Raw genomic sequence first — 25,551 nt, forward strand, 5'->3', positions numbered from 1 at the left:
GAGGATCAATGGACTATTTTCTAAATACAAAAATTGGCCAGATGTTCTTTGCGGTCATCTTGCTGGCAGTTGTTGTGCTGGTGTTGCTGGGTTTGGCGTCACTGGCAGACCGGATGAAGGGCCGGGGGCGCACGGTTGCAAGTGTTGCCGTGTTCTTAGGTCCGGGCTTGTTGCTGCTGGCGCTAGGCCTCATTTATCCCGCTATTCGAACGATCATTATGTCGTTCATGGATAGGCGTTCATCGCAGTTTGTGGGCTTTGATAACTACGTGTGGTTGTTCACGGCCACTGACTCGAAACAAGCATTCGTCAATACGTTCTTGTGGGTGCTTCTAGTTCCAATCGTCTCTACCGTTGTTGGTTTGCTGTACGCGATCCTTATTGACGGTAAGCGGTTTGAGAAGCTCGCGAAGTCCTTGCTGTTCATGCCCATGGCTATCTCGTTTGTGGGTGCGGGCATTATTTGGAAGTTCGTTTACGAGTACCGTGGTGCTTCCCAAACTCAGCGCGGCCTCCTAAACGCGATCATTGTGGGGCTGGGCGGCGAGCCGGTGCGTTTCTTGCAGGATTCCCCAATGAACACGATCTTCTTGCTGATCGTAATGATTTGGATTCAGGCTGGTTTCGCAATGGTGTTGCTGTCTGCGGCTATCAAGGCGATCCCGCATGACATCGTGGAGGCGGCAATGCTTGACGGCGTGAGCCGGTGGCAGATGTTTAGGAACATCACGATTCCATCGATTCGCCCAACCCTCGTGGTGGTGCTGACAACTATCACTATCGCAACGTTGAAGATCTTCGATATTACGCAGACGATGACGGGTGCGAAGTTTGGCACGCAGGTGCTGGCGAACATGATGTATGACCAGTCGTTTACGTACGGCAACAACGGTTACGGTTCGGCGATGGCGGTTGCCATCTTCGTTCTGGTTATTCCGATTGTTCTTTACAACGTGCGGCAAATGCTGATCAACAAGGAGGTGCGTGGTGCCTAGTTCTGTAGCTGTTGCGCAAGGCCCTGCCGCGTCAGGGGTGAAGAAGAGGGCGGTGCGAGGCGAGCGTAAGACTGCTTCTGCGGAGGCAAAGCGCGCCCTTTCGGGTAGGTTCGGATCGTTCATTGCGGTACTGATCGCGGTCTTTTGGACTATCCCAACGTTTGGCCTGTTCGTAACCTCGTTCCGGCCAGAAGCCCAGATTAAGAGTTCGGGGTGGTGGACGTTCTTCGCTAACCCGAACTTCACGCTGGAGAACTACAAAACGGTGTTGTATGGAGCGAAATCGCAAGGCGACCTCGCCTCGTATTTCATTAACTCCTTGGTAATCACGGTTCCGGCAACGATCGCGCCACTGTTGCTTGCAACGATGGCGGCGTACGCATTCTCGGTGTTGAAGTGGAAGGGGCGTGACACGGTTTTTGTGATCGTGTTTGCTCTGCAGATCGTGCCGCTACAAATGGCGCTGATTCCGCTTCTGCGCGTGTTCTCTGGAACTGCGGTTTCGAACGCTTTCCCGTTCCTATCGATCTGGGTGGCGCACACCATTTTTGCACTCCCTCTAGCTATCTTCCTGTTGCACAACTTCATGGCGGAAGTTCCCAAGGAACTCGTGGAGGCTGCGCAGGTTGATGGAGCGGGGCATGTGAAAACGTTTGTGGCGGTAATGCTGCCGCTCATGGTTCCGGCAATCGCGTCCTTCGCGATCTTCCAGTTCCTGTGGGTGTGGAATGACCTGCTGGTTGGTTTGACGTTCTCGGGTGGTATGGAGCTCACCCAGCCTCTAACTGCGCGCTTGGCTTCAATGGCTGGCTCGCGCGGTCAAGACTGGCACCTGCTAACCGCAGGCGCGTTCGTTTCGATGATCATTCCGCTGGTAGTGTTCCTGACCCTGCAGCGTTACTTCGTGCGCGGCCTCATGGCTGGTTCCGTGAAGGGATAGCGCCGGGACGCACGCTAGCGGTGCAAACATGCTTAGAGCCCCGAGCTATTGCTCGGGGCTCTAAACTATCCCATCAACACAGTGCGAGTTTCTTAGCCTCTGGAAAGTCCACGAAATCTCGAACCCTTCAACCGGTCGGTTAGCCGATCCGTTGAAGTTGTCTCTTACACTAGGTGCCGATTCTGTGCGTAAGTTGAAACGAACCTTGGAGTTTCCCGAAAATTTGAGAAGTAAACATGAGCTACCTCACACAAACGGGGGCTTGGGGGTTGCAGATTTATTTTTGAACTTAAATTCTCTTTGTTAATTAACTTTGGCGCAGACAAGGTACCCTCAAAGAGTTAGCAATGTTGCTTCTATGAAACCAGGGGGATTCACTTGGGTTGGATAGAGTCTGTTGAGCATAACCGCTGGCTGAGCCATCAGATGCAGGCCTTGATTTGTGCGGGCCGTAGAGCGATGGTTGAGACCGGCTTCGGTTTTGTTACGTCCGAGGGAGAGATCGATACGTCTCAGCCGGTTGACCTTGCATTGACGGGCCGGTTGACGCACGTGTTCTGCCTTGCAACCCTCATGGGTTTGCCCGGTTCTCGTAAATACGCGGATCACGGCATTAAGTGTTTGCACAAGTATTTTGTTGATCCGGAGCATGGCGGCTGGTATCCGGCTATTAAGCATGAGCTTGATGCGGACGGAAACGGTATTCCGTGTGACGAGGCGCTGGAAACGAAGTCACAGTACGCGAACTCGTTCATGCTATTAGCGGCGGCCTCGGGCGTGGCGGCAAACCGTCCGGGAGCCCATGATCTGCTGCTGGAGGTTATTCGTGACCAGGAGGCGCACTGGTGGGATGAGAGCGTAGACCGTGTTCGCCACAGGTGTTCGCGTGACTATTCCGAGGTTGCGAAGTACTACGGTATGGATTCAAACTTGCACACCACTGAGGCGTACCTCGCGGTGGCAGAAGTTATGAATGATCCCATTTGGATTGACCGTGCTACGTCGATTCTGAAGTTCGTGTATGACGAGGCCAGCCAGAATGATTGGCGTATCGGCGAGCATTACGACGAGAACTGGCGTCCGATGCGCGAGTATCACGGCCATTCGCGCCTGGATAAGTCGGTGCCTTACGGCGTGGTGATTGGCCACCAGTTTGAGTGGTCTCGGTTGGCGTTGCATGTGCGTGCCGCAAACCGCACTCTGGGTAGGCAGAGCCCGGACTGGCTACTGGAATTTGCGCGCGAGATGTTCGAGCGCACTCGCGTGGATGGGTGGCGCCGCAACGGTCAGCCTGGGTTTGTGTACACGGTTGATTTTGAAGGCAAGCCGGTGTCCACGAACCACATGTACTGGGTGGCTGCGGAAGGTATTGCCGCAACGGTGGCTTTGCGCCGCGCCCACCTTGATGATGGCGCCAGCTTGGGTGAGGTGGAGCATTATGACCACTGTTACCGTTCATGGCTGGACTTCATTGAAGAGTTCGTTATTGAAGAGCCGGGCCAGTTTAGGCGCGAGCTTGATGAGAGTAACGCGGTTGTGGAGTCTAGCTTGCCGGGCTTGCCGGATAACTATCACGCCGTGCAGGCTTTGATGATTCCAAGGTTGCCGTTGTGGCCGCCGTTTGCGTCCGCGCTTTCGCGTGGCCTGCTGGATCATCCGCAAGAGCCGCCAAAGGATCGCAAGGGTTTCAGCCTTTTTAAGCGTCGTGACGGCGAAGACTAACTAGGTAGGCAAGTAAGTGGTGGTCATCAGGGAAACCAGGTGACCACCACTTCGTTCTTCTTGTAGTGCAGTTCCGCAGTTTCTGGCTGGAGGATTGCCTGGAAAACACCGTTTGGCACTCTAAAGGGTTATTGCAATCTTGCCGAAAGTGGAGTCGGCCCGGCCCGCAATGGCCTGGTGGGCGGTAGCGACTTGTTCGAGCGGATAGATCGCTCCGATAACCGGCTTGATCCGGCCCGCTTCGATTGCTGGCCACACGTGTTCGCGCAGTTGTTGCAGGATTCCGATCTTGCGACTGTGGGTTTGAGACCGCAGGGTTTGGGCGGTAATAGAAGCATTCTTTGCCAGGAGGTAGCCCAGGTTCAGCTCTGCTTTCGCTCCCTGGAGCAGACCAAGTACGGCAAGGTGCCCGTAGCGGGCCAGAGCTTGCAGGTTGGTGTCCAGGCCACCCGCGCCAAGTACGTCCATAATGACGTCCACGCCGCCTGGTTGTAGCTTGCGCAGTTGCTCAAGCCACGCCTCGTGGTAGTCAAAACACTTGCTGGCGCCAAGACCTTCCACGCGGGCGCACCGCTCGGAGGTGCCCGCAGTGGCGTACACGGTGTTGCCCAACCAGCTGGCAAGCTGCACCGCGATAGAACCAACTCCGCCTGATGCCCCGTGAATAAGAACGGCCCTCCCTGGGTTTGAGGCAAGCTTGCCGATGCTTTCAAGAATCATCCACGAGGCCGCCGCCGACTCTACCAGGCCCATGGTCGCTACGAGTGCCCAAATGTTCGGGGCGCTCGCGGGCGCAAGGTTCGAGGTTTCCTCTGTAGCGGGGATGATGTTGTTTGCTCGGTTCGCCTCGGCTCGCAAGGCAACGGTCGTGGCTTCGGGCAGCGTGGGGATGGGGAGCACTTGCCTGGCGTCAACAACGGCGTAGCCGGCGTACCCGCCACCTTCCAGCAGTGCGCACGCAGCTACGCCCTCATGAATCCACGAACAGCCGGGTAGAGAGGTGGCTTCGGCGCCAACTTGATCGATGATTCCAGCGCATTCGAGGCCGAGGACGCGGCTAGCTCCTCGCGGAGCAGGATACGCGCCCTTTGATTGCAACACGTCAGCGGGGTTCACTGCGGTTGTGAGCACTTTGATGCGAACCTGGTTGGGTGCAGGGTTTGGAGGAGTGGTGTGGATCAGCGAAAGGCGATCGCTGAGTTGCGTCACGCCGGTGGCGTCTGCAAAGTGGGTTTGGTCTGCGGCGCTGATGATTGCTCTCATGGTTCCATGATGCCCGCAATGTGGACAAAAATTTGGAACCGCGCCTGTGGTGCACTTTGCAAATGGCAAGTTTCAGGGTTTAAGTAAAACCGGGTTACACTAGGGAATCGTCAGGAGGGTTGACCGAGCGGCCGAAGGTGACGGTCTTGAAAACCGTTGTGTCCTCACGGGCACCAAGGGTTCAAATCCCTTACCCTCCGCCATGAAACCCGCGCCATTGCGCGGGTTTCCTTTATGCCCCGGCGTCTGCCTGTAAGCGGTCTGCGATCGAGAGTGCATGCCCCAGCGCGGCGACTTTAACGCCTATCGGGAGACTGGCGCGGCGGCTTATAGCCCGTTTTTCGGGTTGTTGTTGCCTGAGCGTTTGTGCCATCGTATAGGACTTAAGGTACACATATGTGCGATTGTGGGTTGATTGGACATATCGAAGATTCTCTTTGTTAGCCTAAAAACGCACTGAGACGAAGCTGTCGAAGGCGAAATATTAGAGCTGGCACGTGTACAGGGTTGTGCATGTGACTAAGGGGAAAGATAATAGTGAAACTCAAACCACTTTCTTATAGCGCTGCTGCGTTGTCAGTATTTGCCCTGGCATTTGGGGCTGCGGTTCCCGCCTATGCGGAAGAAGCGCCATCTGCGGCACCTGCCGCTGACGAGTCTGCTGTTGTAGAGCAGGACGTTAATCGAGAGCCGGATGTGAATGTTTGCTCCAGGTACGTGGGCCATCCGCAGCTCCTTGACTCAGACACGCAACCTGATGGCTCGCCAATCAAGGCGCAGAGTACAAAAAATGCCACCCCGGTTGTCCTCGTTCATGGCTGGGTTTCGTACTTCAAGCACGATGATGACCATGACGGTTACTTCTCTAAGTATGTAGATCGCACCGCAAATGGTCACGCAGGCATCTTGCTTGCGGATTCCGACGTTAAATCTTCAATGATCGGAATTGCTCAGCAAGTTCCGGGCGCCCAGGTGTACACCTTTGATTACTCCGAGGTTGCCGCTCACTGGGTTACTGACCCGTACATCGGCCCTAACCTAGCTAAAGGTATCGAATGTCTTGCTGAAGCCTATGGCAACAAGGTGGTTTTGGTAGGCCACTCAATGGGTGGTTTGACGATTCGTGAAGCTCTGTCGCATGACACCTCGGCAGGCGCTCCGGTTTCTGATCTGGTAAGCCAGGTGCTTACCATCGGAACTCCAAATACCGGCTCAATCTACGCCGAACTTGGCGGTACGGTATTTGAGAAAGCTTCCACTTCAAAGATCAGTGCGCTACGCGTGCCTTCGAAACTCGTTTGGGATGCGCTTGGAGTGTGCAACAGCCTGTATGAGGCAAACGTGAAGTGCACCCCGATCCCCGCGCTTAACGCTTTCCGTGGCGAGGGAGGACAGGCTCTGCGTACCGGTTCGCAGGAGTTGCGGGATCTGGCTCCCATGCCCGAAAACGTGAACTACACGGCGGTGTCCGGTGATATTCAGCTAGGCGGTTTCAGCCTGTTTGGCAAGACCAGTGATCCCATCGTTTCGCTGGGTGACCTCCTGGTGGATCAAAAGTCCGCTACCTTCGCTGCCGATAAGCAAGTGAACAATGTGTGCAAGTACGGCGTGGTTTCCAAGTGGTCCGCTAAAGAAAAGATCCAGCGTATCCAGGCTATCGGTAAGCCTGGTTCGGAACGCCCCGCTTCCCTGGCTTCCACCCCATGCTGGCATGAAGCGTTGTTGAAAGAGACCAACACTGCCAACACGCTCGTTGACGTTATCAATCACGCTGTGATTGAAAACGGTTCACTCGTAGCGGATGGGGAGTAGACGCTAACTTAAAATGTTTCTGGCCCCGCGAAATCCACCGCTGGGGCCAGAAACATTTTCGCGTCCGATCGTTGTTGCGTTTGATCAGGCTAGGGGTTTGCAACCTCGAAGGGGAGATGCAACGGATGCGGCGCAATAGGGTGACGATGGCAAACGGCCTTGTAGATTGTTCGAAAACTAGGTCTAGAAAGAGTTGAGATTAGCGTGAATCGGAAAAAGGTGTTGATTGTAAGCGCTGTGGTAGTGCTTATAGTAATAGTTGGCTTAGTTATCGCCTCCGTGCGGTCAAGTAATCCGTCTGCACAGGTTGAAAATGCTACGACGTTAACCTCGTCAACGTTGGAAACAGATCCGTCTGCCAGTGAATCGAGCACAACTGGTACCACAGCGGGCGAGGCCCTCGATTCTGAAGCGCCTGATAGCTACGCCCCAGTTGCGGATTCTAAGTTGCCCGACACGGATAAAGCCCTCAATAATCTACGAGATTTGCCTAAAGCGCCAGAGACGATGATTGAGCCGGAGGTGGCGCAAAATTTTGACGTTGATTTGACGGATATGTTTGCAGATGGCACTACTTTGGTTCCTTACCCGCAGACCTGGACTGATATTGACGAAACCACTGCGATGGTGGTCGTGAAGATGGTGAAGCCTAATCAGGATCCCGAATACTACTCGGCCCTGCTTGAGCTGGTGGATGGCGAGTGGAAGCTTGTGGCTACCGTGGACTACGAGGGTGACATTCCCGAATAGAAACTATTTGCGAACGAAAATCTAGTTTTGCAGTCAAAAGTAGGTGCTCGTTTGGAAACGCGTTGTCCTACCCCTTAAGATGGGGTGGTCTGGAGCTGTCGCATAGTGGCCTAGTGCGCCTCCCTGCTAAGGAGGTTGGGGCGTTCGCCCCTCGCGGGTTCAAATCCCGCCAGCTCCGCCATGAAACCCGCGCTGTTGCGCGGGTTTTCTTACATTGCTACCTCGTATGTAAACGCTTTGCAGTCTAGAACGCAGGCTTGCGCGGCTACGGTAAAACCCGAATCTATCGACACCCGCCTGGCTGATAACTCTTTCATGGTTGTAATTTGGATGAGCGTTTGTGCCATCGTATAGGACTTAAGGTACACGTACGTGCGATTATGGGTGCATTGACCATCTTGAAGAATCTCTTTGTTAGCCTGAAAATGCGCCGAGACGAAGATGTCAAAGGCGACGCGCTGAGACGAAGTTGTCGAGGGCGAATTATTAGAACTGGCACGTGTACATGGTTGTGCATGTGACTAAGGGGAAAGATACTTGTGAAACTCAAATCGCTTTCTTATGGTGCTGCCGCATTGTCGGTAGTTGCCCTGTCGTTTGGGGCTTTGGCGCCTGCATATGCGGAAGAGGCGCCATCTGTGGCACCTGCTACTGACGAGTCTGCTGTTGTAGAGCAGGACGTTAATCGAGAGCCGGATGTGAATGTCTGCTCCAAGTACGTGCTGCATCCGCAGCTCATTGCTTCGGACACGCAACCTGATGGGTCGCCGATCCAGCCGCAGAGTACAAAAAATGCAACTCCGGTTGTTTTTGTGCATGGATGGGTCTCGTACATCAAGCACGATGACGAGCACGACGGCTTCTTTTCTAAATACGTAGATCGCACCGCAAATGGTCACGCAGGCATCTTGCTTGCGGATTCAGACGTTAAGTCTTCATTGATTGGGGTCGCCCAGCAGGTTCCGGGCGCTCAAGTGTATGCGTTTGATTACTCCCAGGTGGATTCACATTGGGTTACTGACCCGTACATCGGCCCTAAGCTGGCTAAAGGAATTGAGTGCCTCGCTGAAGCCTATGGCAACAAAGTGGTTTTGGTGGGTCACTCAATGGGTGGTCTAGCGATCCGTGAGGCCATGTCGCATGAAACGTCCGCAGGTACTCCGGTTTCTGAGTTGGTAAGCCAGGTGTTTACCGTCGCAACTCCAAATACCGGCTCAGTCTATGCCGACATTAGCGGCACGGCGATTGAGAATGCTTCCACTTCAAAGATTGGCGCGCTGCGTTTGCCCGCAAAGTTCGTTTGGGATGCGCTTGGAATATGCAACAGCCTGTATCAAGCGAATGTGAAGTGCACTCCGATTCCGGCGCTTAACGTCTTCCGAGGTGAAGGCGGACAAGCTTTGCGTACCGGTTCGCAGGAGTTGCGGGATCTGGCTCCTATGCCTGAAAACGTGAATTACACGGCAGTGTCCGGCAACGTTCAACTAGGCGGTTTCAGCCTGTTTGGCAAGACCAGCGATCCTATTGTGTCGGTGGGTGACCTCATGGTGGTTGATCAAAAGTCCGCTACCTTCGCTGCTGATAAGCAAGTGAACAATGTGTGTAAGTACGGAGTGGTTTCCAAGTGGTCCGCTAAAGAAAAGATCCAGCGCGTTGAGGCCATTGGCCACCCTGGCTCGGAGCGTCCCGCTTCAATCGTTACCACCCCATGCAGGCACGACGCGTTGTTGAGGGAGACCAACACTGCTAATGCGCTTGTTGAGGTTATCAATCAAGCTGTTATTGAAAACGGTTCGCTAGTAACGGATGGGGAGTAGGCGCTAACTTAAAAGTTTCTGGCCCCGCGATTGATTTCGCGGGGCCAGAAGCGTCTCATGACCGATGGTTGCCGCGCTTTAGCAAGTCAAGCTGAAGGTTAAGCACAACGTGTGCAGGGCAGCACGCTGGCGCTGGCAAGCGGCCTTGTAGATTGCTTGAAGACTAGGTCCAGAAATAGTGTGATGTCCCGTTACATAGTTCCAAAGTGTTACGGGATTCTTTTTTGCGACTCCGCGTGGCTGTCGAGCCGGGGCTGTGGTTAGGGAATCGTTTCAGTGGGTGTGAACGTTTGTCCGAGTCGTTGAAGCTCTAATACCCTGCGGGGTATTGTTGTTGGCAACTCGTTCTCAAGAGCCCCTAAAAGCGAGATGTGGTGCCCCTCATCGTGAGATGAGGCGGCCTGAGGCTCTAAGTTACGAGAAAGTCCCCTGTCCCACACGCGCGAGTGCAAAGACGCACTCGAAGGAGATACTCATGAGCTCCCAGACGAAGAACCCTTCTTGGATTCCTCAGGAGATTCTCGATTCAGCGCCGTCGCCTCTTGAATGGAAGCGCCGTTGGATTGGACTCCTGCTAAGTGTTGTTCTAGCCGGCATTGTCTATCTGATCTTCCCATCCAGCGGAGCGGATCTGGTGAACGCTACTGTTACCGATGGAGAAACCGTCTATAGCCTCACCGCGCTTAGGCTCACCGCTGCAGGTGCTGTACTCATGGGAGTTTGGTGGATGACCGAAGCGATCCCACTGGCAGCCACCGCGCTCGTCCCCTTGGTCTTGTTTCCAGTCTTCCAGGTCATTGACTTCAAAGCCATCGCGGCGCCGTACGCGTCCTCGACAATCTTCTTGTTCATGTCCGGCTTCATCCTGGCGCTAGGAATGCAGCGTTGGAACCTTCACCGCCGCCTCGCACTACTGGTTGTCCGCGCGGTTGGAACCAGCCCTAAGCGCCTCATCGCCGGCTTCATGATTGCCACCGGATTCTTGTCCATGTGGGTGTCCAATACGGCTACCGCTGTTGTGATGCTCCCAATTGGCCTGTCCGTTCTCACCCTCACCGCTGATCGCGTTGGCGGATTCAAGAACCAGAAGAATTTTTCTACCGCCCTCATGCTCGCAATCGCGTACTCCGCGTCCATCGGATCGCTCGGCACCGTGATTGGCACCCCGCCCAACGCCCTCCTGGTTGCATACCTGTCTGAAAATCACGACATTCACATCGGGTTTGGCCAGTGGATGCTGGTTGGTGTGCCATTATCCGTGGTGTTCATGACGCTCGGATGGCTGTTGCTCACCACCGTTTTCAAACCGGAAATGGACATGATTCCGGGTGGCCGTGAGCTCATTGACGATGAGCTGAAGAAAATGGGCCCCATGACGCGTGGCGAAAAGATGACCGGCGTGATCTTCTTGCTAGCAGCACTATCTTGGGTGTTCATTCCGATCATTTTGAAGATCACCGGCTCCAGCCTCAACATTGCTGACGCTGGCATCGGTATGACTGCGGCTCTGCTCATGTTCCTCATCCCCGTTGATGCGAAGCGCGGTATTCGCGTTATCGACTGGAAGACGGCCGAGCGTATCCCGTGGGACGTCCTCCTACTGTTCGGTGGTGGGCTCGCCCTTTCGAAGATGTTTACCGAATCTGGGCTCTCCATCTGGATTGGCCAAGTGGCGCAAGGCTTGTCGGTACTCCCCACCCTATTCATCGTTGTCGCGATTACCGCGCTGATCATCTTCCTCACCGAACTCACATCCAACACGGCAACCGCAGCTGCGTTCCTGCCGATTATTGGCGGTGTGGCCGTGGGGATTGGCCTCACGGATGGCGCTCCGCAAAACGTCATGCTGCTAACTATTCCGGTGGCTCTTGCTGCGACTTGTGCGTTCATGCTCCCCGTGGCAACGCCTCCAAACGCCATTGCATTTGGCTCCGGTTACGTAAAGATCGGCGAGATGGTGAAGGGTGGCCTGTGGCTGAATCTGATCGGCGTCGTCCTCATTACGCTCACCACGTACGCCCTCGCAGTTCCCGTGTTCGGCCTCGTCTTGTAAAAACCAACGCGCAGATAATGATGATGAGCGAATACAAGCTAGCTAATGGCACCACGAACCGCTCTGATTTCATCCGTAAAGCTGTGGCCGCCTCCCTAAAAGGGGAAGCGGAATTCCCCGAACCATCTGACTTGGTTTTGAGACGCCTAACCGCTCACATGAGCGAGTCCCCCGATGAAACCATCGGGGGACTGCTTTATTCAGTTACTGAACGCTGATTAGTGGGGCGATCTCACTTCATACGCGAGGTGCGAACTGCGCCCACGCCAGCACCTGCAAGCGTGAGGGCAATGAGGGCGAGCAGCCCGACTTCCACGCCGGTCTTGGCCAGTGGCTTGCTTGTGTTCTTGTTGCACTTTTCGTTCATCGTTGCGGTCCAAGACCACTCGGTCTTAGCATCTGGTGCGAACTTGAAGCCATTTACCGGCTCGGCCTTGACCGTGATCGTCTTGCCGTAGGGGTAGACGAACTTGCCCTCAGCGTTAGCCTTGAGTTCCTTACCGTCAACCGTGGCCGTGTACTTCATGCCCTGCATTTCCTTCACCATCGCGTACGGTTTTGCCGTGCACGAGGATGGATCCGATGCTGAAGGGTTAATGAACTCGGGCGCAGTCGGGGTTACAACCGTACCTTCATCTGGAGTCTCACTGGGAACAGTCGGCTCCGACGGCTCAGGCTCTGTAGGCTCCGGTGTCTTCTCGAACGTCTTTAGCCCCATCTTTAGCGGGTTGTGGTCAGAGGAACGGTACGGAGTGAGGTCAAACAAATGATCTGCCTTCACGTTATAGTTGTAGCGCGAATACTCGAAAGCCAGCGGCTCCATAGCGTTCACGTCCCAAACGTCAGCACCAACAACTAGGTCTTTCGCAAGATCATTTGCGAGGCCGTGATCTAGCGAGCCAACGCGCGCGCCGAACAGGTAGGAAGCGTTCTGGATGTTGAACATGTCAGCAACGGAAGTGTATCCAGCCTCTTCGATGGTAAGAATAGGGTCTTCCTTCGAGTAAGAGTTCAGATCGCCAAGGAGGATGACGGGTTTGCCGGCATACTCCTTAGCTATCCAGTTGGTAACTTCCTGAGCTTGCGCAATACGTAGCAGGTTGTTGTTGCCCTGCCACTCGTCCACGTCGTTCTCGAACTTCGTCGCAAGGGAACCCTTTGACTTGAAGTGGTTAACAACCGTTACGAACTTGGTGCCAACCGGCTGGGCTTCGTCAACTGCCTGCCACTCTTGGGCAAGTGGTTCGCGAGCGTAACCCGTGAACCATTCGCTACCAGTCAGGATCGAGGAATCTCCAACAGGGGTAACCTCGGCTGGCTGGTAAATGTAGGCCAAGCGGATAACGTCTTCGTCTGCGGGAACACTCTTAGGGGAAGGAACAAAAGCCCATTTCTCGGATCCTGCGGCCTTGTTCAGCTCCTGCACGAGCGCCTTTAGTGACTCGTCACGATCGTGACCGAACTTGGAGGAGGTCTCAATCTCTTCCAGTCCAACGATGGAAGAATCCAACTCGTTAATGGCGGCAACAATCTTTGCCTGCTGGCGTTCGAAAGCAGCCTTGGAGTAAGCGCCGCGCACGTTGCAGTAGTTGGCAGTCACAGGCTTGCCTTCACGATCCCGGTAGGCCTTGCAGCCCTGCTCGTTCTCACCCAGGTCGGTGAAGTAGTTGAGGACGTTGAAAGACGTGAGGGTCAGGTTAGCTCCCGCCTTGCTGAAATCGCCAGGGGCAGCCGGACGCTCATTGTTCGTAATCTCGATCCACTGATCGGTGTTGTCCGAGCCACCCTTCACGTTAACCGGCTCGGTTGGCTGGTAGTTCCACTGGAAGCGGAAGTCCAGGATCACCGGCTTCTTGATAGTGACTGTCGAGCCTACACGGAGCGGGTCGTTTACGTTCAGGTACGGAACCGGAATGAGGTGGTTCGGATGCTTGAAATTGGTGTAATCCGTAGACTGCCCGTCATCGAGAGCAATGATGGAGGCCTTGTTAGCGGCCTCGAGCGCCGCAATCTCGTTGGGGTTATTCCACGGGTGGTAAACGTCGGAAGGCTGGCGTAACGGCTTGTCTTGCGTGGTGAGCATTACCGTGCCGTAACGGTTAGTTCCGTAGTTATCGGTGACCGTGTGCGGCTTGGTGATCTTCAGGAGCATGCCTTCGAGAGCCTCGCGGCCTTCCTCTGTATCTGGCGCGGATTCGAGTTCGAGCGGCGTGATTGCTTCCACGCCCTCGGGGCGATCAATCTTCTTGAACGAGGTGGGTGAGATCTGCGTGGACGAGGTTGTAGCTCCCTTGCCCAGGAACTCGCTGACCTTGCCGGTTACCTCAACGAAGTCCCCAATCTGGAACTGCTTAGCGAAATCTTTAGAGTAGATGAAGATCGCGTCCGAAGCATTCGGGTTGGTGCCGTTGAACTGAATGTAAGCGCCATTGAAACCGCCGGTGGGGTAGACTGCGGTGACCTCACCTCGCGTGGTTACCGTCTGGCCAACCATCGTGGAGGCCGGCCCGGTGCCCTGAATTTCCTCAATTGAAACTATGTTATTGACGGGTTCTGGGTTTTGCTGCTCGGTAGGTTCTGGGGTTTGCTGCTCGGTAGGTTCCGAAGCAGGAGTAACACCCTCGACATTATCTCCGTGCGTGTAAACTTCGTTGATTACTTCGTTATCGTCCGCTGGGGTTGCCAGGGACGGCACGGGAGCGAGCGGGGTCAGAATTAGCGCGCCCGCAGCGGCTACCGCAATCCCACCCGCAGAGCGTTTGAACTTCACCATAAGATTCCTAGTCTCCTCGAAATTTCTTATCCGTATAGTGCTTAGGCAAATGTGTACGTCGTTGTACCAGAGGCACTGCGTTTCTTCTGTACTGCTAGTCCACCCGTTGTACAAGGCGTTTTGCTTTGGCCGGTATTCTGAGGCTTTCCCCAAAATTACTTGCCGTTTAATGTTACTAGACCAAAGGGAGGGCTAGTCGCGTTTAATTGCTTAACTTTTCAGTGTTTTCCTGCATTGCCTTCCACTAGACAACTGATGTTAATACCGGCAAGCTTTTGTTAAATAAACGTTTTGCACATCGGTGTATTGGAGGACTGCGTGAAGAAGTTGGTTGCACAGGCGCTCGCCGTGACGCTCGCGGCTTTCGCCTTGGCTGGGTGTACTGCGGATAATCAGAGCCAAACTAATGGAAATGAGGGAATAACTATGGAGAGTGTTGCTGAAGCTGGTACGGTCTTGGATGTGCGCACGCCAGCAGAATACGCGGAAGGTCACTTGGATGGTGCCGTGAACATTGACGTTACCGATCCGGGATTCGAGGATGCCATCGCTTCTCTGGATCCTAATGGCACTTACTCCGTTTACTGTCGTTCCGGTAATAGGTCCGGCAAGGCGGTGGCGATCATGGAGCAGAAGGGCTTTACGAATGTGACTAACGTTGGTGGGGTAGAGCAAGCCTCCGCGACGCTGGATATCGACATCGTTAAGTAAGTGTTTGCCCGTCACTTCGACTGTGGCGAGTATGACAACCCGCTGATTTGGTTGTTTGCCAGAATAGACACTAAACTTGTTCAGGTAACAACCAATGCGCTCGTAGCTCAACGGATAGAGCATCTGACTACGGATCAGAAGGTTGGGGGTTCGAATCCCTTCGAGCGCGCGAAAGCACCCACTCGGTGAGACCCATCGGCTGGGTGCTTATCCAATTCTTCTGCAAGCATATTAGTGTCGGAATTGGTTAGCTATGCTAATCGTCCGACAATAGTATCCGGTTTATGGCCAAAGGTGGCCGTAAACCGGATACCCCCTAAACCCAAAATCAGAAGCGCTTTTTCGTTTGACTCTTGACACAAAGTGTGTCGCATGTCATTCTTTTCGTGTAGTTAAACGTTTGGTAAAGGTATCTGCTCTTGCAATGTGGAGTCAATGTTAGTAAACGTTGCTCTGAATAGGGGATGTTGTTGCCATGAGTGGCAAAAGTTTGGTTGTAGAGAAGGAAACGGAACAGCGTATCCCACGGTATTTTTCTGAAAAGTACTGGTGGTGGCCGTTATTTGGGTGCGTTATTGTAGCCTCTGTCTATGGGACGGGTAGTGAGAGTGTTAGTAATACGCCGCTCTCTGCGATCCCTATCATTTGTGCAGTCTCAACATTTGTGGCTTATCTGCTTCCCGTTGGCTTATGGGTAGATAAAAGGTGGGGTAAAGCCAGGTTGAGTAGCGTGTTGCTGATGTCTTCTTTGCTTCTATGTGGTTCCGGTTGGGGAGTAGTCATAGGGGTAAAGAATGCCACGGTAGTGGAATCAATCTTTACCACTTGGGTATACGGGGTCACTGTTCCGCTTTTGATTTCTACATTTATGGCGATATTCGCAAGCTTTTACTGCGTATCAGCAACTATGCTGAAATCTCTCAAGGAATAAAGGTCATTAGGATCCGTGAGAGTAAAGTCATTAGGATCCGTGAGAGTAAATAAGCGAAAGACTATTTGCGGATTCGTAGTAGTTGAAATGTGATGGGATTATTTCTTTAACATCGGGTGTGCGACGTCGGCGAAAATACCGCCCACGCCCCAGTGGAGAACGGGCCGTCTAGGGCTTCGAGTCCTTTCAAGATCGCGTGAACTGGTTGGAGGCTCATTTGCGCCCCGGCCGCGTCTCTTGCCCTCAGATGTTCGAGGCTGGAATTTGCGAGTGTTGTAGGAGTGGCCGTGATGCTTGCTTGCGGTTGCTCTGAACCTCGCGTGCAGAGGGGCTGCAACTATGCGTAACGCTTGCAGACGGAAATCACCTGATCCCCGTAAGAGCCGCCGAACAGCTCCGCGTGGATCATCAACATGTGAAGCTGGTGCAGGCTAATGCGTTCTTGCCAACCTGATTCAAGTTTAGACTCCGCTTGGTAGCCGGCATAAACGTCACCTGAATGCTTTTGGCCAAACATACTAAAGTCAGCCAAATCCTTCTCCGCGTGACCGCCACATGCTGCGGGGTCGATCAACACCCCGACCGTGTCGGGTAGCTCTTGGCGCGTGGTGCCAAGCCCAGCTTTTGCTGGCGCCCAGTCCAGCAAATCAGCGGGTGACCACAAGACGTTGCCGCTCCAAAGATCACCGTGAATTCGAGACGCGGGTGTTTTGACGAGGGCGGGCTCGCGCGCGTCAAAGTCGCCGTCGCGAAGTCGCTCGCACACCTGGTCAACAACCCTTACGTAGCCGCGCGGAATAGACCCGTTGTCAGTAGCCCCAGGAAGGTAGGGCAAGATGCGTTCTTGTGCGAAGAAATCGCCCCATGCGGAGTATTCGCCCGGCCTCGTGAATGACAGGTTAGACTTTCCCATCCAGCCGCGCCCCTCCCAACCCAGGGGAGCTTGGCCGTAGTAATCCGCTCCCTGGGCGTGTGTTAGCGCCAAAGCTCGGCCAAACTGAAACGCCGCTTCTTGTGTGACAGAGCCGTTTTGTATCGCCCTCGTCGAAATTTCTCCGTCTTTAACGCTCACGACGGGCGCCACGTGCGCTCCACCAAACTCCATGGCCTCACTGAGCCAGCGCAAGCCCAATGCTTCCACTTGGGGCGAGGCAGGATTTGTTAAATCGGTCTTGATGAACACATCGTTCTTGCGGCAAACACTCATGCTTCCACTATGGCAAATGGGTGGCGAGTGCGCGAGTGGCCTCAGGTGTGATCTGTGCGGTTGTGCAGGTTTGTAGGCGTAGAAGTTGCAATTACTAAAATGTAGCCGAGCTCTTGTCTAATATAGTAGATATGCTACATTTAGAAATGTAAGTTATATAGATTATTGGGAGGATGCATGTCTGTCTTGATCGAAGCGCGCGATGTTCATTTTGCTTACGGGAAAGTACAGGCCCTGCGCGGCATTGACCTATCGATCAGCCAGGGAGAGGTAGTGGCTATCCTCGGCCCAAATGGCGCAGGCAAAACAACCTTCGTTGAAACCCTCATGGGCTCCATTCGGCCAGACCAGGGTGACATAAAGGTATTTGGAAAGCATCCGATTGAATTTTCTGCCCGTGAGTGGACGCGGATCGGCCTCGTGCAACAACACTGGAAAGATCACGAAAAGTGGCTCGTAGAAGAGCATCTGAAGTGGATCCAATACGCTCATGAAAGTATTGGCGCAGACACATGCGACCCGTTCGAACTGCTGGAAAGCCAGGGGCTGGGGGATAAGCGCAAAGCGAAAATGAGCTCACTATCTGGCGGCCAACGCCGGCGCGTAGACTTCATCGCCGCAATGATTTCCAAGCCCAACCTACTTTTGCTAGACGAGCCAACCACCGGCCTTGACCCGGAGGCGAAGGCAATGATCCATGACATAGTGAGTGCCTCCGCAGACCTTGGGGCAACCGTTGTGCTAACGACTCATGACCTGCACGAGGCTGAAAAACTGGCGTCGCGCATCCTCATTATCAAAGGCGGCAAGCTCATCGCGGATGCCAGCGTGCCTGAGCTTAGCGACCGGCTTGCAAAACCCGCACAGATTACGTGGAAACAAGGCGGTAGGCGCTTCGTTCACGCTACCAACCAGGTGGAATCGTTTGTGAAAACGCTGGATCTGGATGACATAACCGGCCTTTCAATCTCGCGTCCCACGTTAGAGGACGCCTACCTTGCCCTCGTCGATGACAAGAAAAACAACGATGCGGTGCAAGGAGAACCAGCCGAGGCGACGGGAGGCGCGCTGTGAAAGTGTTCGGATTCTTGAAAATGATCGGCATGCATGTGAAGGCCGAGATGCGCATAAACCTACTGGGCGTAGCTATTTTTAATCTATTCTTCACACCCCTGGTGGTTTTAGGAGTGGGTAAATGGGTCGACGGCGAAGTCATGGAGCAGATCGGAACCTCGATCGGCAGGTACATGATCATTTCGATGACTGCGGGACTCTCGATGTTAATCATCATTCAGCTGACCTCCGAAATGATGATGGAACGCAGTTCCGGGGTGCTGTTGCGCGCCAGGTCGCTACCGAATGGGCCGATGGCGTGGGCGATCGGTAAATCAATTTCGACCGGCATCATTGTGTTGCTTATGCAGATTCTAATTCTGATCGGCGGATTCGTTTTCTTTGATATGGGGCAGTTAGGTACGGGAACCACACTGCTGGTAGTGCTGGTTATGCTGCTTTCTGTTGCTACGCACGCTCCCATTGGGTTGATTCTCGGAAGCCTGATCCACGAAATGTATGGAAATGTCGTGATTATTCTGGGCGTGCTCGCTTTGTTCGCAACTTCTGGGATCGCGTTTCCTTTAGATATTTTGCCCCGGCCGGTACAGGTTCTGCAGCTGGTTTTGCCAACGTTCTGGTCTGGCCATCTTGTGCGCTCCGTGGTGATGCCCGCCCAGGCTGGCGCCGCAGAGGTAGTGGGCTCGTTCCAGCCCTTGCTAGCCTCGGGTATTCTTACCCTGTGGCTCGTAGCCGGGTTTTTCGTTGCATCATTCTTGATTAAACGCTTCTTCCGCCACGAGTCGATAGGGGCAATGCAGAAAATGCAAAATAATCTTCGTAGTCAATTGGGTGCGTAATGGCTGAGGACCGAGTTTATAACCGCATCGCTGTTATGCGGGCAGACAGGGGAGTTTCGCGGCGCGAACTTGCTGAAGCCCTTGGTGTGCACTACCAGACGGTTGGCTACTTAGAGCGCGGCGAGTACGCTCCCTCGCTTGCCCTCGCGCTCCAACTGGCCGCGTTTTTTGATGTTCCAGTTGAGTCCCTATTTTCTCTAAAAGAATTCCCGCCTTTGCGCTGATTTGGTATTCGTAGGCGAGGCTGTCGTATCTGCTTGTGGATGGTAAGCACAGTAGGTGAGTAGATACGAAGACCGGCCCCTGCATGCGTAGGGGCCGGTGTTTTACTGGCTGCCTCGCCCTGCGGTTTAGAGGAGCTCTTTACGTAGCTGTTCAGGCGTCTTTGGCGAGTAGTAGGCCGGAGGAATGTCGAAAACGGTTGCGGCCCCGCGCTTTCCGGACTTATATAGGCGGACGGCTGCCCGCGCGGTTGCGGCAATCATGGAACCTGTGAACTCGGGATTAGATTCGAGAGTGAGGCTGTATGAGATCGCCTGGTGCGTGCCCGGGGATGTTTCGCCAGCGCGAATCACTTCGCCACCGTGTGGCATACCCGAATGGTCGCTGGCCATTTGTTCGGCGCTAATGAACTCGACGGTGGTGTCATAGTCTGCGAAATAGGCAGGCATGGTGACGATAGCCTCGCGAATCGCGTCCTCGTCAGCGCCTTCTTTCGCAACCACGTAGACCAGGCGCGTGTGCTTGTCCCGCGTAGAAAGCTCAGGGTTTTGGCCGGCGCGAACGCTTTCTTTCGCAGCTTCTACGGGAAGCGTGTACTGGACGGCGTCAGCCACGCCCTCGATGCGGCGAACCGCCTGCGAATGCCCCTGGGACACTCCCGGCCCCCAAAACGTTGTAGTAAAGCCGTTTGGTAGTACAGCCTCCGCCATGAGGCGGGTCAGGGAGAACAGGCCGGGATCCCAACCGGAACTGATCACACTGACGTGATCGGCGGCTTTGGCGGCCTCGTCGATCGAATCAAAATAGACGGGAATATTGGAGTGGTTGTCGTAAGAATCAACCGTGTTGAACAGGGCCGCAAACTGCGTTCCTTGATTTACGAGGTCGGTGGCCGAACCCCCACAGTTCACACAAACATCCACTTGGCCAACGTATTTGGGGGCGTCCTCAATGGACGCTGCCGGGGCAAACTTGGTTCCCAGGCTCGCAGGGTCGCGGCGGGTGAAAATGGTGACGAGCTCCATGTCGGGGCTTTCATGCACGGCCAGCTCAACTGCCCGCCCCAGGTTTCCGTACCCGTTAATGGCAACTCGGATCTTGCGTGATTCTGACATGACCTCTCCTTTCGTTGCCTATAGTGTTCCGCGTTTACCCCGCCCCGCGCATCCGCAGTTCATCATGTGGTTCAAAAGCGGGGCAGGCGGGTTTCAAAAATAATGTCCGTACCCTCTGCTTAGATAAAAACAATTAAAAAGATGACACTTTGGGAGGGCAAAATGCTTAACGCAGCGACGCAGAAACTGTGGGCGAAGAGCTCCAACTATGAGGGCGGACAACCTACGGCCTGGCTACCTCTGTACTTGCATGCGATGGACGCGATGGGGATCGCCGATAAATGCCTAGATGAGTGGATCGCGCCCATGCAGTTCGAGACGCTGATGAATCAATCCCCTAGAAGGCTTTCGAAAGAAGCAGTTAAGGCACTCGCGCGATTCCTTGTGGGCGCCCACGATATCGGCAAGGCAAGTCCTCCATTTTCTGGGAAAGTGCCTTCGCTACACATGAACGTGGTTGATTTGGGATTCGATAATCCTTATGTGCCTCCGAAAACTCGTTCAGATTTGAAGCATGGATTGGTTGGTGCGGAGTTTGTGACCGACTACTTGTTCGGACGCTCATGGGAGTGGAGTGCAGCGGTTGCATTGGGATCGGTTGTTGGCGGTCACCATGGGGTGCCTGCTTCGATTTTTGAACTTAATGATGTTCGGGACTCACAAAACGAGTTGGGTTCTAAAGGTTGGGTTGAGTCCAGAGCCGAGCTTTTGGATTGGCTTTTCGAGCGTTCCGGGATGAAGGCTTTTGAGGATGAAGTTAGGGATACGCACTGGACGCAAGCAGCGTTAGTGGTTCTTGAAGGGCTGACTATTATCTCGGACTGGATTGCTTCAAATGACCGCTATTTTCCGATCTTCCCCGTGGGGTCGCAGGAGCCGCAAAAATATTTAGAAAATGAAGAACTTTTCCGTCAGCGCGTGGAACGCGGTTGGAATCTGGTTCATATTTCCCCAACTTGGAAAGCGGCAAGCTTGGAGGGTGACGCTGATGAAGTGGTTAGGCGCAGGTTCGGGTTAGGGCCGTCTGCGGTAGCACGTCCACTTCAATCAGAAGTATTGAACGTTGCGAGAGAGATGGATGCTCCGGGAATTCTTTTGATTGAAGATGTCATGGGCGCGGGGAAAACGGAGGCAGGACTGCTCGCGGCAGAAATTCTCGCTCAAAGGAGCGGGGCTTCCGGAATTCTGATGGTGTTGCCGACACAAAGCACTACTGACAGTATGTTCGCGCGCGTGAAAAGTTGGGTTGAATCGGGTACTGATCTTGCCGGTAATCCAAGTGAAGCGACTATGGCGCTGATGCACGGCAAAGCTCAGATGAATGAGTTATATCAGAACATGGAATTCGCTAATTCTTTTAGCGCGTGGGATTTCGGATTCGATTCGGAGGGCTACACCCCTTCCATGCCAGACGCGTCTGAGAGTGAATTGAGTGTTACTGGAAAGACGGTTCGCTCGCCATGGATGTCAGGCAAGAAAAGCCTTTTGTCTGAGATCGTTGTTGCAACAATTGATCAACTGTTGATGGTTGCGTTACGTGCTAGGTATTTGGCGCTTCGGCACATGGGGATTAGTCGAAAAGTTGTGGTCATTGACGAGGTGCACGCTGCTGACGTTTACATGCGTGAATACCTTTATACGGCTTTGGAATGGTTGGGTGCTTATGGCGTACCGGTCGTAGCACTGTCGGCAACCTTGAGTCCTAGTATTCGGCAAGAGATCACCGATGCGTATGGGCGTGGAGCACTGTTGCGAGACGAAGTGGGGGAGAAGAAAACGGCCCGAGCTAGAAAGATTAGTGATTCTGTAGATGGCAAACCAGATTTGCCTTATCCAGTACTCACTTACACGAAGCGAAAACGAGCAACGTGTCTCGAATTGCCACAGGCTTTGCCCTCAATGCGCGTAGATTACGAGTTCATTGAAGAGAAAGAAATCCCCGGCCTTGCAAGTCGTCTACTCGGCGAGGGTGGTTGCCTGTTAATCGTTCGGAATACTGTCAAGGATGCGCAGAAGGTGTACGGCGAGCTTCAAGAGATTTTCGGGGAGGACGTGCGGCTCGTGCACGCTCGATTCACGTCTAAGCATCGTTCAGAAAACGACACGTGGCTACTTAAGAGATTCGGGAAACCCGGCCCGGATGTACAGAGGCCGAAAAGGCAAATCGTGGTAGCAACTCAAGTAGTTGAGCAAAGTCTGGATTTAGATTTCGACGCGATAATTTCTGATTTAGCGCCTATCGATTTAATTTTTCAGCGGATTGGTAGGGTTCATCGCCATGAACGTGAGCGGCCCGAACGACTTCGTGCGCCCAAGTGTTTCTTAGTTGGTGTTCCAGATCTAGGTAATGACACTCCGCAAGAGATGAAATCTATCAAGTGGAACGTCTACGAACCGTTGCTTCTGCTTCGCACTGCCGAGTTGTTACGTATGAAGCAACCGCGGCTGTTGGTGATTCCAGATGAAATACCGGAACTGACATATCAGGTGTTTGATTGCGCGGGTGCAAGTAACCCCAGGTGGGAAACGGCTGAATCCGGGTTAGAACAACAAGCCGCCGATGTCGTGCGGTTTCGCAAAGGAGGCGCAAACGCATTCCGCTTGCGTAGCCCCAGTGAAGGCAAGGAAGGATTAACTGATTGGCTCTATGCATCAACCACAGATGATGATGCGTTCGCCAGAGCTAAAGTCCGCGATGGAGAAGACACAATAGAAGTTCTACTCGTTGAAGATGAAGGAACTGCGGACAACCCGGTGTGGAAGATTTTTGATCCGGGAAGTGACCGCGATGCTAGGTTCCTGCCAATGAACGGGCCTATATCTGATGAAGAAGCGAGACTTTTGAGCGAATCAATGGTGCGTTTGCCTGCGTTTGCCGCAGATGTTCGGTATATTGATAAAATATTAGATCAACTTAGTTATCATGTTGATGACTGGCAGAAAAACAGGCTGGTTGCAGGCCAACTTGTTTTGCCGCTTCGAGATGGGCAGGCCGTGTTGGCTGGAAGAAAATTGAGGTATACACGAGAAAGAGGTCTTGAGGAGGTCAAGGATGACTGATAGATACTTCAATCTTGTAGAAGAGGGGTGGCTTCCGGTGACCTTTCTTGATGGGAGTGTTCGTGAGCTTTCGTTGAGAGAAGTGTTTCGGGATGCCGAGAATATTCGATCTATTTCATCGGAGTTAGGAACGATGGATGGCGCGATTTTGCGGCTGCTGTTAGCAATCGCGTTCTGCGCTTATCGCGAGTTTGACGACGATGATGTTGTTGAGATTTTTGACTTTGAAAATTGGGAAGACGCGTGGGAGAATCCTGCGCTCCTGTCTGCAAAAGTTGAAGAATACTTTGACCAAGTAATAGATCGTTTTTGGCTTTTTGATGCGGATTCGCCTTTCATGCAGGTTGCGGATCTCGAAACCAAGTCAGGTAAGACGGATTCGATAGCTAAGATCATTGCGGAGATTCCGGATCGCGAGCCTTACATGGTCATGCGAAGCGGAGAAGGGGCAGAGTCGGTAAGTGTCGCTGAAGCTGCAAGGTGGCTCGTCCACTGTCAGGCTTACGATACATCTGGGATCAAGTCGGGAGCTTTAGGTGATCCGCGAGTAAAAGGCGGGAAAGGCTACCCCATAGGTACAGGTTGGGTAGGCCAACTGGGACTAATCTGGGTTGAGGCCGAAAACCTGCATCAAACAATTCTTCGTAACCTGGTTCCGGTAGATTTTTTCGGGGATCTTCAGCTCGAATACCCGAATCCGGCAGGTGATCTAGCGCCCTGGGAGAGAGCGCCAGACACTTCGCAACAGCGAGGCCCTGCGGGTGCTGAACAAGCGCCGCTTAACGGTATCATCGAGCTTTTGACATGGCAGTCACGTCGCGTTCGGCTCTTTAGAGAAGGGGGGCGCGTTCGCTCAGTTTTGCTCGCGCAGGGAGACAAAATTCTTCCGCAACACAAGCAGACTTTTGAGACGATGAGTACCTGGCGGTATTCGGATCCGCAGTCAAGAAAATTTAAGACTGATGTGTATATGCCGCGAATGTATGACCCGTCCGTTGCTATGTGGAGAGGTTTGGAATCGGTACTGGTCGGAACCAGTCCTAAATATCTCGGTCGTAATAAGACGGAAGTTCCTCGCTACTTGCCCTCCGCAATCGTCAAATGGAATGCACACCTGGTGTGGCGACGTTTTGTGAACGGAGTAGAGATCATTCCACTGCGGGGCGTGGGTTATGAGTACGGGTCGCAGTCATCGTCTTATGCTGAGTTATTCGACGATCGTGTTCTTCTTCCTGCCTCTTTGTTATCGAGCACTTCGATGCGGCGACTTATTGTAGAGACGCTTTCATGTACCCAAGATGTGGTCACGCAGATTTCTTATTTTGCTTCCAACTTGTTGAAGGCAGCGTCGATAAGTGCATCCTCTGATCAGGCACCTCTGGCCCGAGCGAAAGAAAAACAAATTGTTTTCTTCATCCTGGATGAATTATTCAGACGCTGGCTTGTTTCAGTTGGTTCAAATGAGAAAGAAGCCCGTAAAAGATGGGCAGATCAGCTTAGAAATGTTGTGCGACAGCGTGAAGAAGAGCTGTCAAGATCGGTCAACGAAGCCGCCTACTTGGGGAACGAGTCCATGAGTTTAGGGAAGGCGCAAATCTTCCTGAGGATGGCTGTTAGTAAAACTCTGAGAAAATACGAGGGGGATGAAACTGATGAGCAGTGAAGCTCAGTTGTTGAGTTACACCGAGAAAAGAAACCAACTCGCAAAACTGGTGGTAGCCAGAATTCGCTCGTTGTATGCGAAAGCAGAAGCTGGTGATTCCACTTCGAAAGGTCAACTTGCCACCTTGCGGAGGTCTGTTTTTGCTCCATATGCGGCAGACCCGCAGGTTTGGGATTTGACGCATGTGCCTGATGGGTTGATGCCTCCTATTAGAGGCGAACGGTTAACTCATGAAGAGCGGGTAGTTCATGCCGCGATGTGCCTGTTTGCGCGTCACCAGCAAAGCAAGTCGGATCTGATGCACAAGGAAGGTGTCAGCTTTGCTGGTGCGGCGAGGCAGCTGGCTTTTGTAGAGGGAAGCGAGTCTGAAGGGGTGCGAAGGCGTATGAACGCAGCAGCTACAGCAGTCTCGTTTGACGAGTTAGTTCGCCATATTGCAGCTCTCATATCAATGATGCGCGGGGCGAATATCAAGCTCGACTATTACAAGCTAGTGCAAGACCTATTTGACTATGATTCCGCGTTTGGCCGGGAACGGGTTCGGCGCGCCTGGTCACGAGACTACGTATCTAACAATCTTGATAAAGAACTAACTGACAAGTGA

The 25,551-nt window shown here is 53.5% G+C and carries 21 protein-coding genes and 3 tRNA genes; 20 read left to right on the forward strand and 4 right to left on the reverse strand.

What is annotated here, in order from left to right; genetic code table 11:
* Positions 1-8: 8 nt before the first annotated feature.
* The 3 genes from HMPREF9238_RS05895 to HMPREF9238_RS05905 all read left to right on the forward strand — a co-directional run bounded on the left by HMPREF9238_RS05895 (position 9) and on the right by HMPREF9238_RS05905 (position 3,657).
* The gene (locus HMPREF9238_RS05895) at positions 9-995 is read left to right on the forward strand and encodes a carbohydrate ABC transporter permease (protein WP_016444540.1); all 987 of its coding nucleotides are present in this window, start codon (positions 9-11) and stop codon (positions 993-995) included.
* Positions 988-1,935 carry a carbohydrate ABC transporter permease gene (locus HMPREF9238_RS05900; RefSeq protein WP_016444541.1) on the forward strand — a complete coding sequence of 316 codons (948 nt, stop codon included), beginning with the start codon at positions 988-990 and terminating at the stop codon, positions 1,933-1,935. The genes HMPREF9238_RS05895 and HMPREF9238_RS05900 overlap by 8 nt, the downstream gene beginning before the upstream one ends.
* 378 nt (positions 1,936-2,313) lie before the next feature.
* Complete coding sequence (locus HMPREF9238_RS05905; RefSeq protein WP_016444542.1) at positions 2,314-3,657, forward strand: AGE family epimerase/isomerase; 1,344 nt, start codon at positions 2,314-2,316, stop codon at positions 3,655-3,657.
* A 120-nt stretch (positions 3,658-3,777) separates the two neighbouring features.
* Here the strand turns inward: HMPREF9238_RS05905 and HMPREF9238_RS05910 are convergent, their stop codons facing one another.
* Positions 3,778-4,920, reverse strand: coding sequence for a zinc-binding dehydrogenase (locus tag HMPREF9238_RS05910; RefSeq protein ID WP_016444543.1), 1,143 nt, complete (start codon positions 4,918-4,920; stop codon positions 3,778-3,780).
* Between the two features lie 113 nt (positions 4,921-5,033).
* Between HMPREF9238_RS05910 and HMPREF9238_RS05915 the strand changes: the two genes are divergently transcribed.
* From HMPREF9238_RS05915 to HMPREF9238_RS05945, 8 genes are all read left to right on the forward strand, one after another.
* Positions 5,034-5,123, forward strand: a tRNA-Ser gene (locus HMPREF9238_RS05915).
* A gap of 334 nt (positions 5,124-5,457) precedes the next feature.
* A complete protein-coding gene (locus tag HMPREF9238_RS05920) occupies positions 5,458-6,732 on the forward strand; it encodes an esterase/lipase family protein (protein ID WP_016444544.1) in 1,275 nt (424 codons plus the stop codon).
* Between the two features lie 279 nt (positions 6,733-7,011).
* On the forward strand, positions 7,012-7,482 hold the full coding sequence (locus HMPREF9238_RS05925; RefSeq protein WP_156824399.1) for a hypothetical protein: 471 nt from the start codon (positions 7,012-7,014) through the stop codon (positions 7,480-7,482).
* Between the two features lie 91 nt (positions 7,483-7,573).
* Positions 7,574-7,663: transfer RNA gene (locus HMPREF9238_RS05930), tRNA-Ser, on the forward strand.
* On the forward strand, positions 7,663-7,836 hold the full coding sequence (locus HMPREF9238_RS09065; protein WP_156824400.1) for a hypothetical protein: 174 nt from the start codon (positions 7,663-7,665) through the stop codon (positions 7,834-7,836). Before HMPREF9238_RS05930 ends, HMPREF9238_RS09065 begins: the two co-directional genes overlap by 1 nt.
* Before the next feature lie 185 nt (positions 7,837-8,021).
* Positions 8,022-9,299 (forward strand): esterase/lipase family protein, encoded by a 1,278-nt coding sequence (locus HMPREF9238_RS05935; RefSeq protein WP_016444546.1) that lies wholly within the window; start codon positions 8,022-8,024, stop codon positions 9,297-9,299.
* A 475-nt stretch (positions 9,300-9,774) separates the two neighbouring features.
* Entirely contained in the window at positions 9,775-11,352 is a 1,578-nt protein-coding gene (locus HMPREF9238_RS05940) for an SLC13 family permease (protein WP_016444547.1), read from the forward strand.
* Between the two features lie 17 nt (positions 11,353-11,369).
* Entirely contained in the window at positions 11,370-11,570 is a 201-nt protein-coding gene (locus tag HMPREF9238_RS05945; protein ID WP_016444548.1) for a hypothetical protein, read from the forward strand.
* 14 nt (positions 11,571-11,584) lie between these two features.
* Here the strand turns inward: HMPREF9238_RS05945 and HMPREF9238_RS05950 are convergent, their stop codons facing one another.
* Complete coding sequence (locus HMPREF9238_RS05950; RefSeq protein ID WP_156824401.1) at positions 11,585-14,125, reverse strand: ExeM/NucH family extracellular endonuclease; 2,541 nt, start codon at positions 14,123-14,125, stop codon at positions 11,585-11,587.
* A 318-nt stretch (positions 14,126-14,443) separates the two neighbouring features.
* On the opposite strand from HMPREF9238_RS05950, the gene HMPREF9238_RS05955 reads away from it, so the two are divergent.
* From HMPREF9238_RS05955 to HMPREF9238_RS09070, 3 genes are all read left to right on the forward strand, one after another.
* Positions 14,444-14,836: a rhodanese-like domain-containing protein gene (locus tag HMPREF9238_RS05955; protein ID WP_016444550.1), complete on the forward strand. Its 393-nt coding sequence runs from the start codon at positions 14,444-14,446 to the stop codon at positions 14,834-14,836.
* A 96-nt stretch (positions 14,837-14,932) separates the two neighbouring features.
* Positions 14,933-15,005: transfer RNA gene (locus tag HMPREF9238_RS05960), tRNA-Arg, on the forward strand.
* Between the two features lie 306 nt (positions 15,006-15,311).
* Positions 15,312-15,767 carry a hypothetical protein gene (locus HMPREF9238_RS09070; protein ID WP_016444551.1) on the forward strand — a complete coding sequence of 152 codons (456 nt, stop codon included), beginning with the start codon at positions 15,312-15,314 and terminating at the stop codon, positions 15,765-15,767.
* Between the two features lie 337 nt (positions 15,768-16,104).
* Here HMPREF9238_RS09070 and HMPREF9238_RS05965 read toward each other — a convergent pair whose 3' ends face one another.
* Positions 16,105-16,974 carry a fructosamine kinase family protein gene (locus HMPREF9238_RS05965; protein WP_016444552.1) on the reverse strand — a complete coding sequence of 290 codons (870 nt, stop codon included), beginning with the start codon at positions 16,972-16,974 and terminating at the stop codon, positions 16,105-16,107.
* A gap of 177 nt (positions 16,975-17,151) precedes the next feature.
* On the opposite strand from HMPREF9238_RS05965, the gene HMPREF9238_RS05970 reads away from it, so the two are divergent.
* From HMPREF9238_RS05970 to HMPREF9238_RS05980, 3 genes are read left to right on the forward strand one after another with little or no spacing between them, the layout of a single operon-like run.
* Positions 17,152-18,048, forward strand: coding sequence for an ABC transporter ATP-binding protein (locus HMPREF9238_RS05970; RefSeq protein WP_016444553.1), 897 nt, complete (start codon positions 17,152-17,154; stop codon positions 18,046-18,048).
* Positions 18,045-18,887 carry an ABC transporter permease gene (locus HMPREF9238_RS05975; RefSeq protein ID WP_016444554.1) on the forward strand — a complete coding sequence of 281 codons (843 nt, stop codon included), beginning with the start codon at positions 18,045-18,047 and terminating at the stop codon, positions 18,885-18,887. The genes HMPREF9238_RS05970 and HMPREF9238_RS05975 overlap by 4 nt, the downstream gene beginning before the upstream one ends.
* A complete protein-coding gene (locus tag HMPREF9238_RS05980) occupies positions 18,887-19,111 on the forward strand; it encodes a helix-turn-helix transcriptional regulator (RefSeq protein ID WP_016444555.1) in 225 nt (74 codons plus the stop codon). Before HMPREF9238_RS05975 ends, HMPREF9238_RS05980 begins: the two co-directional genes overlap by 1 nt.
* A 126-nt stretch (positions 19,112-19,237) precedes the next feature.
* Here the strand turns inward: HMPREF9238_RS05980 and HMPREF9238_RS05985 are convergent, their stop codons facing one another.
* Positions 19,238-20,224, reverse strand: a complete 987-nt coding sequence (locus tag HMPREF9238_RS05985) for a diaminopimelate dehydrogenase (protein ID WP_016444556.1) — start codon at positions 20,222-20,224, stop codon at positions 19,238-19,240.
* A gap of 162 nt (positions 20,225-20,386) precedes the next feature.
* On the opposite strand from HMPREF9238_RS05985, the gene HMPREF9238_RS05990 reads away from it, so the two are divergent.
* From HMPREF9238_RS05990 to casB, 3 genes are read left to right on the forward strand one after another with little or no spacing between them, the layout of a single operon-like run.
* Positions 20,387-23,284, forward strand: a complete 2,898-nt coding sequence (locus HMPREF9238_RS05990) for a CRISPR-associated helicase/endonuclease Cas3 (protein WP_016444557.1) — start codon at positions 20,387-20,389, stop codon at positions 23,282-23,284.
* Positions 23,277-24,947, forward strand: a complete 1,671-nt coding sequence (casA, locus tag HMPREF9238_RS05995; RefSeq protein ID WP_016444558.1) for a type I-E CRISPR-associated protein Cse1/CasA — start codon at positions 23,277-23,279, stop codon at positions 24,945-24,947. Before HMPREF9238_RS05990 ends, casA begins: the two co-directional genes overlap by 8 nt.
* The gene (casB, locus tag HMPREF9238_RS08650) at positions 24,937-25,551 is read left to right on the forward strand and encodes a type I-E CRISPR-associated protein Cse2/CasB (RefSeq protein WP_016444559.1); all 615 of its coding nucleotides are present in this window, start codon (positions 24,937-24,939) and stop codon (positions 25,549-25,551) included. Before casA ends, casB begins: the two co-directional genes overlap by 11 nt.

Origin of the sequence: Gleimia europaea ACS-120-V-Col10b (genome assembly GCF_000411155.1) — a bacterium.
In the GTDB taxonomy this organism is placed as follows: domain Bacteria; phylum Actinomycetota; class Actinomycetes; order Actinomycetales; family Actinomycetaceae; genus Gleimia; species Gleimia europaea_B.